11 protein-coding genes and 2 pseudogenes are annotated in these 13,751 nt (G+C 57.5%); 7 read left to right on the top strand and 6 right to left on the bottom strand.

From position 1 onward, the window contains the following. Window positions 1–289: 289 nt before the first annotated feature. Complete coding sequence (locus ACUTQ5_RS09090; RefSeq protein WP_445650983.1) at window positions 290–1,633, bottom strand: 2-hydroxycarboxylate transporter family protein; 1,344 nt, start codon at window positions 1,631–1,633, stop codon at window positions 290–292. Between the two features lie 489 nt (window positions 1,634–2,122). On the opposite strand from ACUTQ5_RS09090, the gene pckA reads away from it, so the two are divergent. Continuing rightward, entirely contained in the window at window positions 2,123–3,742 is a 1,620-nt protein-coding gene (gene pckA, locus ACUTQ5_RS09085; RefSeq protein WP_445650982.1) for a phosphoenolpyruvate carboxykinase (ATP), read from the top strand. 16 nt (window positions 3,743–3,758) lie between these two features. Here pckA and ACUTQ5_RS09080 read toward each other — a convergent pair. Then, window positions 3,759–3,926, bottom strand: a pseudogene (locus tag ACUTQ5_RS09080) (TetR/AcrR family transcriptional regulator); the annotation flags it as partial. Window positions 3,927–4,077: 151 nt separating this feature from the next. On the opposite strand from ACUTQ5_RS09080, the gene ACUTQ5_RS09075 reads away from it, so the two are divergent. Beyond that, window positions 4,078–4,392 (top strand): DAPG hydrolase family protein, encoded by a 315-nt coding sequence (locus ACUTQ5_RS09075; RefSeq protein WP_445650981.1) that lies wholly within the window; start codon window positions 4,078–4,080, stop codon window positions 4,390–4,392. A gap of 134 nt (window positions 4,393–4,526) precedes the next feature. After that, entirely contained in the window at window positions 4,527–5,837 is a 1,311-nt protein-coding gene (locus tag ACUTQ5_RS09070; protein ID WP_445650980.1) for an MFS transporter, read from the top strand. A gap of 42 nt (window positions 5,838–5,879) precedes the next feature. Here the strand turns inward: ACUTQ5_RS09070 and ACUTQ5_RS09065 are convergent. The 3 genes and pseudogenes from ACUTQ5_RS09065 to ACUTQ5_RS09055 form a co-directional block, all read right to left on the bottom strand. Further along, a pseudogene (locus ACUTQ5_RS09065) lies at window positions 5,880–6,233 on the bottom strand (LacI family DNA-binding transcriptional regulator); the annotation flags it as partial. Window positions 6,234–6,299: 66 nt separating this feature from the next. Next, window positions 6,300–6,863, bottom strand: coding sequence for a HutD/Ves family protein (locus ACUTQ5_RS09060; RefSeq protein WP_445651148.1), 564 nt, complete (start codon window positions 6,861–6,863; stop codon window positions 6,300–6,302). Continuing rightward, window positions 6,863–8,233, bottom strand: a complete 1,371-nt coding sequence (locus tag ACUTQ5_RS09055; RefSeq protein ID WP_445650979.1) for a formimidoylglutamate deiminase — start codon at window positions 8,231–8,233, stop codon at window positions 6,863–6,865. The genes ACUTQ5_RS09060 and ACUTQ5_RS09055 overlap by 1 nt, the downstream gene beginning before the upstream one ends. A 177-nt stretch (window positions 8,234–8,410) precedes the next feature. On the opposite strand from ACUTQ5_RS09055, the gene hutC reads away from it, so the two are divergent. The 4 genes from hutC (at window position 8,411) to ACUTQ5_RS09035 (ending at window position 13,156) form a co-directional block, all read left to right on the top strand. Continuing rightward, window positions 8,411–9,166: a histidine utilization repressor gene (gene hutC, locus ACUTQ5_RS09050; protein WP_445650978.1), complete on the top strand. Its 756-nt coding sequence runs from the start codon at window positions 8,411–8,413 to the stop codon at window positions 9,164–9,166. Between the two features lie 158 nt (window positions 9,167–9,324). Continuing rightward, a complete protein-coding gene (gene hutI / locus ACUTQ5_RS09045) occupies window positions 9,325–10,548 on the top strand; it encodes an imidazolonepropionase (RefSeq protein ID WP_445650977.1) in 1,224 nt (407 codons plus the stop codon). Next, window positions 10,545–11,348, top strand: a complete 804-nt coding sequence (hutG, locus tag ACUTQ5_RS09040; RefSeq protein WP_445650976.1) for an N-formylglutamate deformylase — start codon at window positions 10,545–10,547, stop codon at window positions 11,346–11,348. Before hutI ends, hutG begins: the two co-directional genes overlap by 4 nt. 272 nt (window positions 11,349–11,620) lie before the next feature. Beyond that, entirely contained in the window at window positions 11,621–13,156 is a 1,536-nt protein-coding gene (locus ACUTQ5_RS09035) for a serine hydrolase domain-containing protein (RefSeq protein WP_445650975.1), read from the top strand. A gap of 9 nt (window positions 13,157–13,165) precedes the next feature. On the opposite strand, the gene ACUTQ5_RS09030 is transcribed toward ACUTQ5_RS09035, so the two are convergent. Further along, a complete protein-coding gene (locus ACUTQ5_RS09030) occupies window positions 13,166–13,696 on the bottom strand; it encodes a chorismate mutase (protein WP_445650974.1) in 531 nt (176 codons plus the stop codon). Window positions 13,697–13,751: the final 55 nt, after the last annotated feature.

The following is a 13,751-nucleotide window of genomic DNA, read 5'->3' as shown; positions in this document are numbered from 1 at the left end:
TTTGTCATTTCAGTGTGCCGAAGGCGTCACTGACGGATGGCCTTAATGGCCGTGGTCCGGTGCTGGATAAATACGGGGATTTCGGTAATGCGGCTGGTGCTCTCCATGAGCACTCTTAATGAGCACGATAATCCCTTAAATAAAAGAATAGCCACTTTTTATTAAAATACAGAATTATCTGACAAAAATAATCTCGTCGATTTCAAACCTTTTTGAGTGCTTATTATTAGTCAGTAGCAAAATAAAAAACCGGGGTACTTCACCCCGGCATTCATAATTTAATCCGGCCTCAGATTAACCAACCCAACAATAGCGTGGCGCCAATCACGGTCGACGCGCCGCCGATGCGCGTGGCGATTTGCGCGAACGGCATTAACCCCATACGGTTGGACGCGGAAAGGATCGCCACGTCACCGGTCCCACCTAACCCACTGTGGCAGCAGGTAACGATGGCCGCTTCAACCGGGTACATTTTCAGGTAAGGCGCAATCAGGAAGCTCACCAGCCCCATCGACAGCACCACCGAACCGCAGACCACCACATAGCCTACCGAGAACACCGCCACCACGCTTTCCAACGGTACGTACAGCATGCCCAGGCCAATCATCAGCGGCCACACCAGCGCGGTTGAAACAAACTTATAAAAACTGTGCGCACCGGTTTCCATTGAAGTTGGGATCACCCGGCAATATTTGCACAGTACCGCAAACAGAATCATCAGCACCGGGCCGGGAATATGGACGATGTGTTCGAACAACCCACCAACGATAAAGAACGCGCAAATCACCAGCAGCCCGCCGCCCATCAGCTGAAAATCAACGTTGCCACTGCTTTCCTTGATAGCAAACACCGCGTTATCCTGCGCCGAACGGATCAGCATGCCGTCACCGCTCAGCGCCTTGCGCTTCATCCCCAGGCGGGCCAATACGCCAGCTGCCACAATGGCGAAGATATTGCCCAATACCGCCGCCGGTGCCAGTTGGGCCACGTACACATCCGGCGTCGATCCAAGAATCGCTGAGTATGCCAGCGACAACGGCAATATGCCCTCGCCGATACCGCCACCGATAATTGGCACAATGATAAAGAAGAAGGTGTGATAGAAGGTAAAACCAAACAGCTTGCCCACCAGCAACCCGGTCACCACCGCCGTCACCGTGCCGACCACCAAAGGCACGAACATACGGATCATGCCCTGGATCAGGATCACCCGATTCATGCCGAGAATGCTGCCAACCACCAGGCTGGCGATAACAAAATACAGTAGGTTGGCGTCTTTCATCAGCAGATGGACAGTACCCATCACGTTCGGCTGGAAGAAATTAAAATAGACCAGTACCGAAGGCACCATCAGACACAGGATGGCCGGGCCACCGATATCACGCAGCACCGGAATGCTTTTGCCTAAATGCGCCAATGCGAAACCCAGCGTCATAATTACCGCCAGGCCACCGATCATATTCTTGGGTAAAAAATTGGCATAGGCCGACATAGTGACAATGGCACAAATGGTGATAAACAACGCCACCGGCACGGCGCCAATATTCATTTGTCGGATTTGGTTAATCAACCCTGATGAATCAGGCGGCAACGCCTCTTTCTCACAGGCCATTTCTGCATTTATCTGTTTCATTGTTCACCCTGCTGACAAGTGTTCAGTACGGAGCGGATCGCCCAACGTTTTATGAAAAAATTTAAACGGTTAAAAAGCGTTTCCATCATAAACACGCTGAGATATTTTATTATTTATAATGAATGAAAATAGTAGACAGCCATGACGATATGATAAAAAATAAAAACAAAAAACTAAATTCCGCCTGATTAATCCAATATTGTGAGCTTACACAAATGTTGGTTTTAATTAATTATCGTCAGCGTTTTGTAATTAAAATAATCAGGTTTGAATTCGCTGCTATGCTATAGGTGGAAGTAAAAATCCGTGCGTTTATTAATGAGAACCGGAGCGGTAATTAGCTGAATCCGGTCAGCTGTACCCGAACCTGCTTCTACACGCGGCACCGTGCAGAAAACAGGCAATAATATATGCCCCATGGCTTTCATTGTCGCCACCAGGGCGACAGGCCGAAAGCCTGCAGGCATAGAACTAATAAGGAAGTAGGATATGTCTTCAATCGCGATTACCCCACAAACACTGGCCCGTTACGGCATCCATCAGGCTACCGAAATCGTCCATAATCCAAGCTACGAGCAACTGTTTACCGAAGAAACCTGTGCCGACCTGCCGGTACTGGAACGCGGTACGCTGACCCAGCTGGGTGCGGTCAACGTCGATACCGGTGAATTCACCGGCCGTTCACCGAAAGATAAATACATCGTACGTGACGACACCACGCGCGATACCGTCTGGTGGTCCGATAGCGGCACCGGCAAAAACGATAACCAACCGCTGTCGCCAGAAGTCTGGCAGCATCTGAAAAAGCTGGTGGGTAACCAGCTTTCCGGCAAGCGTCTGTTTGTGGTGGACGCCTTCTGCGGCGCCAATGCCGACACTCGCCTGAAGGTTCGCTTCATTACCGAAGTGGCCTGGCAGGCGCACTTTGTCAAAAACATGTTTATCCGCCCAACAGATGAAGAACTGCAGAATTTCGAACCGGACTTCGTGGTGATGAACGGGGCCAAATGCACCAACCCGGACTGGCAACAACAGGGGCTGCATTCAGAAAACTTCGTTGCCTTTAACCTGACCGAGCGTATCCAACTGATCGGCGGCACCTGGTACGGCGGCGAGATGAAGAAAGGCCTGTTCTCGATCATGAACTACCTGCTGCCGTTGCAGGGTATTGCCTCGATGCACTGCTCGGCTAACGTCGGCGAGCAAGGCGACGTGGCGGTGTTCTTCGGCCTGTCCGGCACCGGCAAAACCACCCTCTCCACCGATCCGAAGCGCCAGCTGATCGGCGATGACGAGCACGGCTGGGACGACGACGGCGTGTTCAATTTTGAAGGTGGCTGCTACGCCAAGACCATCAAGCTGTCGCCGCAGGCGGAGCCGGAAATCTATCAGGCGATCCGCCGCGATGCGCTGCTGGAAAACGTTACCGTGCTGGCCGACGGCTGCATCGACTTCGACGACGCCAGCAAAACCGAGAACACCCGCGTCTCCTATCCGATTTATCACATTGAGAACATCGTCAAACCGGTGTCCAAAGCCGGCCATGCGCGCAAGATCATCTTCCTGACCGCCGACGCCTTCGGCGTACTGCCGCCGGTCTCACGCCTAACGCCTGAGCAGACCCAGTACCACTTTCTGTCCGGCTTCACCGCCAAGCTGGCCGGCACCGAGCGCGGCATCACCGCCCCGACGCCGACCTTCTCCGCCTGCTTCGGCGCCGCGTTCCTGACGCTTCACCCGACGCAGTACGCCGAAGTGCTGGTGAAACGCATGAAAGCGGCCGGAGCGCAGGCCTATCTGGTGAATACCGGTTGGAACGGCAGCGGCAAACGTATCTCGATCAAAGATACGCGCGGCATCATCGACGCCATTTTAAACGGTGAGATTGAACATGCCGAAACTTTTACCCTGCCGATCTTTGGCCTGGAAATCCCGACCGCGCTGCCGGGGGTTGATCCGTCGATTCTCGATCCGCGCAAAACCTATGCCGACGAATCTCTGTGGCAAGAGAAAGCGCAGGATCTGGCGCAGCGCTTTATCGATAACTTTGCCAAATACACCGTGACGCCGGCGGGTGAAAAGCTGGTCAGCGCCGGTCCCAAACTCTAAGACTGAAAGGGGGGAGTTAAGACCGGAGCAACCCCGGTAAAACCAGGTCCAATGCCGCCGTAATGCGATTATCGATATCGCTGCCCGGCGGCAGCAATCCCAGCGCCATTTGACGTAAAGGTTCGGCCATCACCATCGCCAACAACAGATCGCTGGTCTGCGCGCAATCGAGCTCGCGCAGCCAGCGCATCGCGGTTGTCGGCAAATCGATACAGGGTTTTCTTGGCCGTTCCGGCTCGCTTCGCCACCGAATCCACGGTGCTACCTGGGTGCCAGCATCAACGCGGTAGAATGGCTGGCGGAGCTGCCGCCGGTGCCTGCTCGACTCAAGTTTCATGCAGCAGAAGACTTCTTCGCCGCACAACCGTTGCAACAGGGCCCGCGAAGATCAGGCATTGTCTGCCGCGATATGTGTCCGCATCGGCTTTGGCGAGCAGGTGGCGCTGGATGACAATGGCGATCCACGTGACGGCGAAATGCTGCACCTGGCACGCGATACCCCATACGGTTGCGTACTGCGCAGCCGCTTCCTGTTGGGGAAATCCTGTGTCAATGCTCATGAAGAACTGCCCGATAAGGTGGACTTCAACCTGATGCGCCACTGCTACAACGAATTCAGTTATTTGTCGCAATTCCTGCCCTCGCTGTAATACGCCGAAAACGGCCATGAACCGGCCCCCTTACCCTGGTGATCCCCCTTCACAGTTCCCGCTGAAAATAATTGATTGTTTTGTCATAAGAATTTAGAACTGACTGACAATAATTCAAACACAGGGGAATGGGGATGGACACACAAGAGAGGGTGATTAACGCACGTCAGTCACGGCAGGCATTACTGGCCGGATCGGTCGGTAACTTTATCGAGTGGTATGAATTCGGCGTTTACGGTTTTCTCGCCACCGTAATCGCCACCAACTTTTTCAGCCTGCAGGGCGAAAGCGAAATCACCAGCCTGATCCTGACCTACGCCGCCTTTGCACTGGCTTTCTTCTGTCGGCCGCTCGGCGCGGTGATTTTCGGTCGCATCGGCGATCGCATTGGTCGCCGACCGACTCTGATCGCGGTATTGCTGCTGATGACGGTTGCCACGGCGCTGATCGGCGTGATGCCCACCTATGCCTCTATTGGCGTTGCCGCCCCGCTGCTGCTGACCCTGTTGCGCATGTTCCAGGGGCTGTTTGCCGGCGGGGAGTTCGGCGGCGCGGTGTCGCTGATGACCGAGTTCGCGCCCAAGGGCAAGCGCGGCCTGTTCGGCGCCTGGCAATCACTGACCGTCGCGTTCGGGCTGCTGGCCGGTGCCGGGTTGGTGGCGTTATTGGCCGCGTTATTGACGCCGGAACAGCTGCACGATTGGGGCTGGCGCATTCCCTTCCTGCTGGCACTGCCGATGGGTGCGGTGGCATTGTGGCTGCGGTTGAAACTGCAGGAAACGCCGACCTTTACCCAGGCACAGCAAACCCGTAACTCGACGTCGCAGCCACCGGCGGTAAAACTGAGCGGCGTAGCAAAAACCATTGCTCTGGGCATTGGCCGCATGATGGGCTGGTCCGCCGCCGGTTACACCTTTTTGGTCGTCATGCCCTCCTACCTGCAAACCTCGCTGCACGCCACCTTCCAGCAGGCGCTGGTTGCCACTGTTCTGGCCAATGTCGGTTTCGCTCTGACCATTTTGCCCGCCGGTATCCTCAGCGATAAATTGGGGCGCAAAACGGTAATGCTGACGGCAGTGGTGGCGGTTATTCTGTTTACCTTCCCACTGCTGCACCTGTTGCAGGACCCGCAAAGTTCATTGCTGACCAAAGGTATCGCGGTGATGATTGCCGGTGCAGTGGTCGGCTTGCTGGCCGGTCCCGGCCCGGCCATGTTGGCAGAAATGTTCCCCACCCAGGTGCGTTATACCGGTCTGGGGCTGGCCTACTCACTGTCCAATGCGGTGTTCTCAGGTTCCGCCGGGTTAATCATCACCGGGCTTATCAAGCAGACCGGCAACCTCGATATCCCGGCCTACTACGTGGTGGCCACCTCAGTAGTTAGCCTGTTCGCGCTGATGACCCTGCGACGCGACGATCATCTGCGTTCGCTTAACGAACGTTAAACCCTGTCGGGCGCCCTGAGCGCCCTGTTTTCCCTACACCGCACTCTCATCGGCAAACAAGTTGACTACAAAGCTGTTCCAGCTGTGTTCACGTGCGGTTTTCTCAATCGACAGGATCATGTCCACCGAGAAAGGGGGGGAGCGGTATCCAGCACCAGCACACCGAGGGTTTGCACCCGGCTGCTGTCGCCGCGAATACGTCGCGCCGCGAGATCGGGCACGTAATCGAGTTGGTCAATTGCCAGCTTAACGCGTTGATAGGTGTCCGGCCGCAGCTTGTTGGGCTCGTTGATAGCGCGGGATAGCGCGGGATAGCGCGGGATAGCGCGGGATAGCGCGGGATAGCGTCATTAACGATACCCCGGCAAGTTTGGCAACGTCTTTCAGCGAGGCCATGCGCCCTTCTCTGTGTCGGATAGAAAACCAGATAATCCCACAACTTAGGCCGGACTCTAGCCCGCTTTAGACAGGTGTGATGTCGGCCCACAGAATAACGCTATCCTCCGTCAGCGGCGTCAGCGAGCCGCAGTGCTCATCCGCCGCCCACCAACCGCCTTCGCGCACCACCAAAGTGACACCGTCACTAAGTACCCAACTGCCCTGCAACACGTACAACACGCCCGCATGTTGTTCCGGCAGCGTGGTCGCCGCCGTCACCCGCTGCACTCTGGCCGCCCAACGTCCGCGCCGGGTCATAATATTGAAATCCTGGCTGCAGCCCCCCAGTAAGGTCGCCTGCAGTGCCACATCGCCGGAGAAAGCGAACGGCTCACCGATCTGTGACAGGTGATGTTCAATCTGCCCTTCGCTGAACAGGAGGACACCGTCACCTTCCAACAGCGTGATAGAGCGATCTATACCGCTGAACGCCGAAAACGGACCGTCCTGCGCAATGGTGGCAATGCTGGCGCGCCAGTCAAAATCCTGAGCCCCCGGCGGCCAGCAGGCAATCTCGCGGGTTTCCCCGCCGCCATTGCGCCACGGCGTGACCGGCAGCGCAGCAAAATCAAAACGCGTCAGGCTCATCATGCCTCCTGCTGGAAGGTTTTCAGCACCTGCAAGAACTCGGTGCTGCTCTGTTGTTGTAACGCGTGACGCCCTTGGTCGATCACCTGACGACCGCCAACAAACACATCGCGAATTTGTTCTTTACCTCCTGCAAACAACCAGCGATTGAGAATGGAGGCATCCGGCGCGGCGGCCAGGTAAGGATCGTCACCGTCCAGCACCAGCCAGTCGGCTCGGTAGCCGCTTTGCAAACGACCGATCGGGGCGCCACAGGCCTGCGCCCCACCCTGCAAAGCTTGCTGGTAAAGCACGTCAGCCACCGCAGGCTGCTCCGGCGTGGTCAGGCGGTTACGACGCTGGTCACGCAGACGCTGACCGTATTCGAACCAGCGCAGCTCCTCTACCACGTTGAGCGACACATGGCTGTCGGAACCAATGCCCCAACGGCCCTGATGCTGCAGATAGGCGTCACCGGGGAAAATACCGTCGCCCAAATTGGCCTCGGTGGTCAGGCACAGGCCCGCCACCGCCTTGCTGCGCGCCAACTGCTCGAGCTCGTCGCGATCAAGATGAGTCGCGTGCACCAGACACCAGCGGCTATCCACCGGCAGGTGCTCATACAACCAGGCTACCGGACGGCGACCGCTCCACGCCAGGCAGTCGTTCACCTCTTTTTGCTGCTCGGCGATATGAATATGCACCGGCAAAGTGCGATCCGACGCAGCCAAAATCTGCTGCATCTGGCCCAGCTCCACCGCACGCAGCGAATGGAAGCACAGCCCCTGATTCTGCAACGGACGATCCGCCAGCTGGCGGGCAATCACCTGCTGCTGGTGCAAATAGCTTTCGGTATCCTGGATAAAACGTTTCTGCCCCGGCTGGGCGGGCTGACCGCCGAACCCGGCGTAGCTGTACAGCACCGGCAGCATCGTCATGCCGATGCCAGCTTGATGCGCGGCATCGCTGAGGCGGCCGGTCATTTCACCGCGATCGGCGTAAGGCTTACCGTCGGCGTCGTGATGCAGGTAGTGGAATTCGGCCACCTGGGTGTATCCGCCCTTGAGCATTTCGATATACAGTTGACGGGCAATAACCTCGACTTGCTCCGGCGTCAGCCGCTGTACCAGGCGATACATCAGATCGCGCCAGGTCCAGAAACTGTCCTGCGGATTACCCGCCACCTCCGCCAGCCCGGCCATCGCACGCTGAAAGGCGTGAGAGTGAAGGTTTGGCATACCCGGCACTATGTCGCCGTGCAGTCGGGTGCAGCCTTCAGGATCGGCATCGGCAGTCACCTGGGTGAGGTGACCTTGCGCATTAACGTCCAACCGAACGTTATGCGCCCAGCCTTCAGGAAGCAGAGCGCGTGAGGCAAAATAAGCAGGCATGGCAGAATTCCACTGTTAGTGTAAAGACTAATAACGCGCGATAATCACGCATCCGAAAAATGCACTGGCCCATCGCATTGCTGTGGCGAACCAGCCCTTAGTTGTATATACATATACATACGCCGACACCAACAGTAAACTGGTGTTATTATTTTTTTATTTGACGAGGTTAACGTCTTGGTTGATCAACAGACCGTGCTGCAACTGGCTGCTGCCATGAGCGATACCCCCGCCCCGATCTATCAACGGGTCAAGCAGGCGATCGTAAACCAAATCCGTGCCGGCCACTGGTTACCGCACCAACGCGTGCCCTCGGAAAGTGAACTGGTGGCCGAACTTGGCGTCAGTCGCATGACCATCAACCGTGCGCTGCGCGAACTGACCACCGAAGGTTTCCTGATCCGCATGCAGGGCGTGGGGACCTTTGTCGCCGAAGCCAAAGCGCACACTGCCCTGCTGGAAGTGCATAACATCGCCGACGAAATCGTCGCCCGAGGGCACCGCCACAGTAGCAAGATCCTGCAGTTAAAGGCCCGTCCGGCCAGTGAAGAAGAAGCGCTGGCGCTTGGCATTCAACCCGGCCAACAGCTGTTTTATTCGCAGATCGTGCATTATGAAAACGACCTGCCGGTGCAGGTGGAAGACCGCTGCGTCAATCCCCTGATAGCCCCCGACTACATGCTGCAGGATTTCGATCGCGTCACGCCTTATATCTACCTGACGCAGGCCGCTCCGCTGACCGCAGGCGAGCACATCGTGGAAGCCGTGGTGCCAACCCACCATGAGCGTCAACTGCTGCAACTGGAAGACCACGAACCCGGCCTGCTGATCCATCGCCGTACCTGGTCCGGCAAAACCGTCGTGACCTCGGCTCGCCTGCTGTACCCCGGCAGCCGCTATCAACTGTTTGGCCGTTTCACCAGCGAAGTCTGAGTCCTGCGGGTGCTGCTTTGGCACCCGTTCTTCCACAACGATCACATCCCGATAACAAATTTTTATCCCGCCTCTTGTGACAACTCAATGAATGCGCTAGGTTGTTTTTAATTGTATATACAACCATGTGGGAGCCAAGGCTCCGGCGGAGAAAAGCCATGACTTCTGAGACTCACTGCGACAGCCTGTGGTACGGGGCAGACATCGTCACCATGCGCGACGGCAAGTATCACACCCTCAGCAACGGCGCGATCGCCACGCGTGACGGCAAAATTGTCTGGCTGGGCGAATATGACGCGCTGCCGGCGACACTGACCGCAGATGAAAGAGTAAAATTCGACGGCGGCATCATCACGCCGGGCTTTATCGACTGCCACACCCACCTGGTGTTCGGCGGCAACCGCAGCGCAGAGTTCGAACAGCGCCTGAACGGCGTGAGCTATGCCGAGATCGCAGCTCAAGGCGGCGGCATCATTTCCACGGTCAAGGCCACCCGCGATGCCGATGAAGAACGGCTGCTGGAACAGGCTCTGTTCCGGCTACGCCCTCTGCTGGCAGAAGGCGTGACCTGTGTGGAGATCAAATCCGGTTATGGACTGACGCCGGAAAGCGAACTGAAAATGCTGCGCGTGGCGCGTCGACTAGGCGAACTGCTGCCGGTTGAGGTGAAAACCACCTGCCTGGCGGCGCACGCACTGCCGCCGGAATATGCCAGCCGGGCCGACGACTATATCGATTTGGTGTGCAACACCATTATTCCTCAGGCTGCCGCTGCCGGGCTGGCTGACGCGGTTGACGCCTTTTGTGAACATCTGGCGTTCTCACCGGCACAGGTGGCGCGAGTATTTGCCGCCGCAGAGGCCGCCGGACTGCCGGTGAAACTGCACGCCGAACAGCTTTCCGCTCTGGGAGGCAGCGAATTGGCGGCGCAACACCATGCGCTTTCCGCCGATCATCTTGAATATGCCACCGAGCAGGATGCCCGGGCGATGGGCGACGCCGGTACCGTTGCGGTGCTGCTACCGGGCGCTTACTACCTGCTGCGCGAAACCCAATGCCCACCGGTTGATTTATTCCGTAAACACAACGTGCCGATGGCGATTGCCAGCGACGCCAACCCTGGCACCTCTCCGGCCTTGTCGCTGCGCCTGATGATCAACATGGCCTGCACGTTGTTCCGCCTGACGCCGGAAGAAGCTCTGGCGGGCGTAACGACCCACGCGGCGAAAGCGCTCGGCCTGCAGGCGAGCCACGGTACGCTGGAAACCGGCAAGGTGGCCGACTTTATACACTGGCCGCTGTCGCGACCGGCTGAACTGGCTTATTGGTTGGGTGGACAACTGCCCTGCACGGTGATTTTCCGAGGAGAAGTACGTCAATGACCATTCGCGATCCTTTTGATTTCCACGCTGGCAGCCTGCCGCTGCTGATCAGCATTCCCCACGCAGGGACCCGGCTCACTCCAGCGGTTGAGGCCGGTTTAACCGAGGATGCACGGCCGCTGCCCGACACCGACTGGCATATCCCACAGTTATATGACTTTGCCCGTACGATGGGTGCCAGCGTGTTGGTCGGCAATTACTCGCGCTTTGTCATTGACCTGAACCGGCCGGCGGACGATAAACCGCTGTATACTACCGCCACCACCGGCCTGTACCCGGACGTGCTGTTTGACGGCCGCCCAAGCTTTCTACCGGGTAAGGCGCCTTCTGACCAGGAACGGGCCGGCTATCTGCAGCAGATCTGGCAGCCGTACCACCAGCAGCTGCAAGACGAACTGGCGCGGTTAAAGGCTAAACACGGCTACGCGTTGCTGTTTGATGCGCACTCTATCGCCTCGGTGATCCCACGTTTATTCGACGGCAAACTGCCGGATCTCAATCTGGGCACCAACGGCGGTGAAAGCTGTGCCCCGGCGCTGAGCGATCGTCTGGTTGCCTGTTGTGAACAACAACAGCAATTCACCCACGTGCTTAACGGCCGCTTCAAGGGGGGGTATATCACCCGCGCTTATGGCCAACCGCACCAGCAGCAGCATGCGATCCAACTGGAGTTGGCGCAGGTGAACTACATGTCCGAGCAGTACCCCTTTGCCTTTGACCCGCAGCGTGCCGCCTCACTGCAACGCCTGCTGAAACAAATGATCGACAGCCTGCTTGCCTGGGGCGGCCAGTCCCGCTAGGCCTGTTCTTTCGCGATACGGGGCAGTGCCACCGCCCCGTCATCGCCACGCCTGCCGAAATCCCCTCATTAGTCCGCTAATTTTGTGGCGTACATCTTGCCTTCTTTTCTGCTGTCATTTCGATTTGCGTACTGCATCGCAGTTTTGACCGAAAATCTGCCTATCTGGTCGGAACAGCGCACAAAACAGCGGCACAGGGATTTCGCGGTACGCGACAATCTGGCGAAAAGCCCACTGAGGCACAAGTCAGGAACTCTCTCTGGAGGCGATGTATGTCTGAAATCCCACTAAATTGGCGCACCGCACAGGTAGTCGCCGAACGGCTGCTGGCTGACTGGCAGCACAACGGCGAGCCCGGTGGCACCATTACCCTGTTCGACGCAGCGCAGACACAGGCGTGTATTAGCGCCGGTCTGGCCGATCTGGCACAAAACACAGCTTTTACCGCCGACAGCGTGGTGCGTTACGCTTCGGTAACCAAACATATTTTTGCCGCGCTGGTGCTGAACGCCACCGACAACGCCCTGAACCTGGACGACCGGCTTGGCGACTTACTGCCTGAGCTACAGGCCCCGCTTGCGGACATTACTGTCGGCCAGGCGCTGGACATGACCAGTGGGCTACCTGACGTGCGTGAAACCCTCGGGCTGCTGGGCATCTCTGTACATGCCCGTAGCGAAGCCCAACCGGTAATGCATTTCCTTCAGGGGCTTGGCGGGCTGAACTATCCAGCCGGCAGCGAAATAACCTATACCAATACCGGCTACCGGTTGGTAGAGGCGGCGCTGCAAGCCAAAGGGTATCACTTTGACCAACTGGTGCAGCAACACATCGCCCAGCCGCTAAAAGTGCAATTACGGGCGCCAGAGAGCTGGTTTGACGTAGTGCCGGGGTTAACCCCCGGTTATTGGCGTTCAAAACAGGGTTGGCAACTGGCCAGTGCCGGCCTGCATCTCTCCGCCTCCGGCAGTCTGACCGGCAGCGCCAATGCCCTCACTCGCTGGTTGCAAACACTGCTGGCCGATCGGGGGCCGGGGCGTGGCGTGCTGGCGCAATTGAGCGTCCCGCGTCATCTCAATCAGGGCCAACTCAGCGCTTACGGGTTAGGACTGGCGCAAACCTCGCTCGGCAAACATCGTCTACTGGGACACGGTGGTTCCCACGCCGGTTACAAAACCTATTTTCTACTGGCACCCGGTCGTCAAGCCGGTGTCGCTCTGGTGGCTAACCGCGAGGACTGCGATAGTTTCGGCATGGCATTACAAGTGATGGCTGCCCTACTGGGCGCAACACTGCCGCAACGCAGCAGCGCCATTCCCGATGGCATTTACACCACGGTGGCCGATCCCTACTGGCTGGAAGTGAAGGACGGCAATGTCGCTTATATGGGGAGCGATGAACCGCTCTATCAGGCCGATGACGGCTATGCGGTCTCGCTTTCCGCCCATATGCCGATGCGGCTGAAATGGACCGGTGAAGCGGTTGAGGGGGAAGTCTGCCACGTGGAACGCCGTTTCCTGCCGGTGACGGCCAACCGCGAGTGTCTAAAACACGTGCAGGGCTTGTGGTATCACCCGCAATACCGCACTGTCTTTGAAATTTGCGGGGACCAGGTACACATCGGCGTTGGCCCCGCAGCGCAGTACGGCACTATCAGCTCACTGGGTCAGGGCCGCATGCTGGTCGAAAGCAGCGACGGCCCGTGGCCGAAACGCTTTTGCCTGTATTTTCGCGGTTACAGCGTGGACTTGATCGCCAATCGCAGCCGGGTGCTGACTTTTCAGCGTAGCGGTGCTGGTAGCGATTAATCCTGGTGTTCACCCCGGTTTGCCGGCCCGAACGGCCAGTAATGCGGTAAACATCCGCTGCTTATCGGCCTCGCTGAGATTGCTCTGCGTTAAAGCCTGGATGAAACTGTTACGGGCCGCTTCGGTCAGCGGGCCGGTTTTCAACCGCTGCGCCAGCCGCTGTAAAATGCGGCTGCTGAGTTCGGCTATTTGTGGCCGCACGCTATCAAGCGGGCGCGGCTGCCAGTCATTTTCCGGTTGTGCCAGCCAGTCTGCGCGGAAACGGTACTGAATTGCCTTAGCGGCATCCATTTGCGCCATGATAAATGGCCGCACCGAAAGCAGATCCAATCCCAGGCGTTCTGCCTCAGCCTGCGTACTGACCAACACTTTAGACTCCTGCGCCAAATCCTCGATCGGCAAATGCTGCTGCGCCTTGTAACCGGCAACGTCTTTCATATAAGCCAGCCGCTGATTAACCAGCTCGCCGAGCGCCGCACCACCGTCCGCCAGCGCTGAAAAGCTGACCAAGCAGCAGGCAATCAATAACGTCCTGAACATGACAATTCCCTTATCTTCTCGAAAATAACCGGGAAATGAGTTCACCACGTTCTCT

The organism is Serratia sp. NA_112.1 (assembly GCF_052691715.1).
Note: the sequence above shows the minus strand (reverse complement) of the source record. Positions and strands in the feature narration are given on the sequence as shown.

Bases quoted from the DNA above. Each gene is read 5' to 3' on its own strand.
- hutI (WP_445650977.1), top strand. From the start codon at position 9,325: ATGACTTCTGAGACTCACTGCGACAGCCTGTGGTACGGGGCAGACATC.
- ACUTQ5_RS09030 (WP_445650974.1), bottom strand. From the start codon at position 13,696: ATGTTCAGGACGTTATTGATTGCCTGCTGCTTGGTCAGCTTTTCAGCG.
- ACUTQ5_RS09035 (WP_445650975.1), top strand. From the start codon at position 11,621: ATGTCTGAAATCCCACTAAATTGGCGCACCGCACAGGTAGTCGCCGAA.
- ACUTQ5_RS09075 (WP_445650981.1), top strand. From the start codon at position 4,078: ATGCAGCAGAAGACTTCTTCGCCGCACAACCGTTGCAACAGGGCCCGC.
- hutG (WP_445650976.1), top strand. From the start codon at position 10,545: ATGACCATTCGCGATCCTTTTGATTTCCACGCTGGCAGCCTGCCGCTG.
- ACUTQ5_RS09070 (WP_445650980.1), top strand. From the start codon at position 4,527: ATGGACACACAAGAGAGGGTGATTAACGCACGTCAGTCACGGCAGGCA.
- pckA (WP_445650982.1), top strand. From the start codon at position 2,123: ATGTCTTCAATCGCGATTACCCCACAAACACTGGCCCGTTACGGCATC.
- ACUTQ5_RS09055 (WP_445650979.1), bottom strand. From the start codon at position 8,233: ATGCCTGCTTATTTTGCCTCACGCGCTCTGCTTCCTGAAGGCTGGGCG.
- ACUTQ5_RS09090 (WP_445650983.1), bottom strand. From the start codon at position 1,633: ATGAAACAGATAAATGCAGAAATGGCCTGTGAGAAAGAGGCGTTGCCG.
- ACUTQ5_RS09060 (WP_445651148.1), bottom strand. From the start codon at position 6,863: ATGAGCCTGACGCGTTTTGATTTTGCTGCGCTGCCGGTCACGCCGTGG.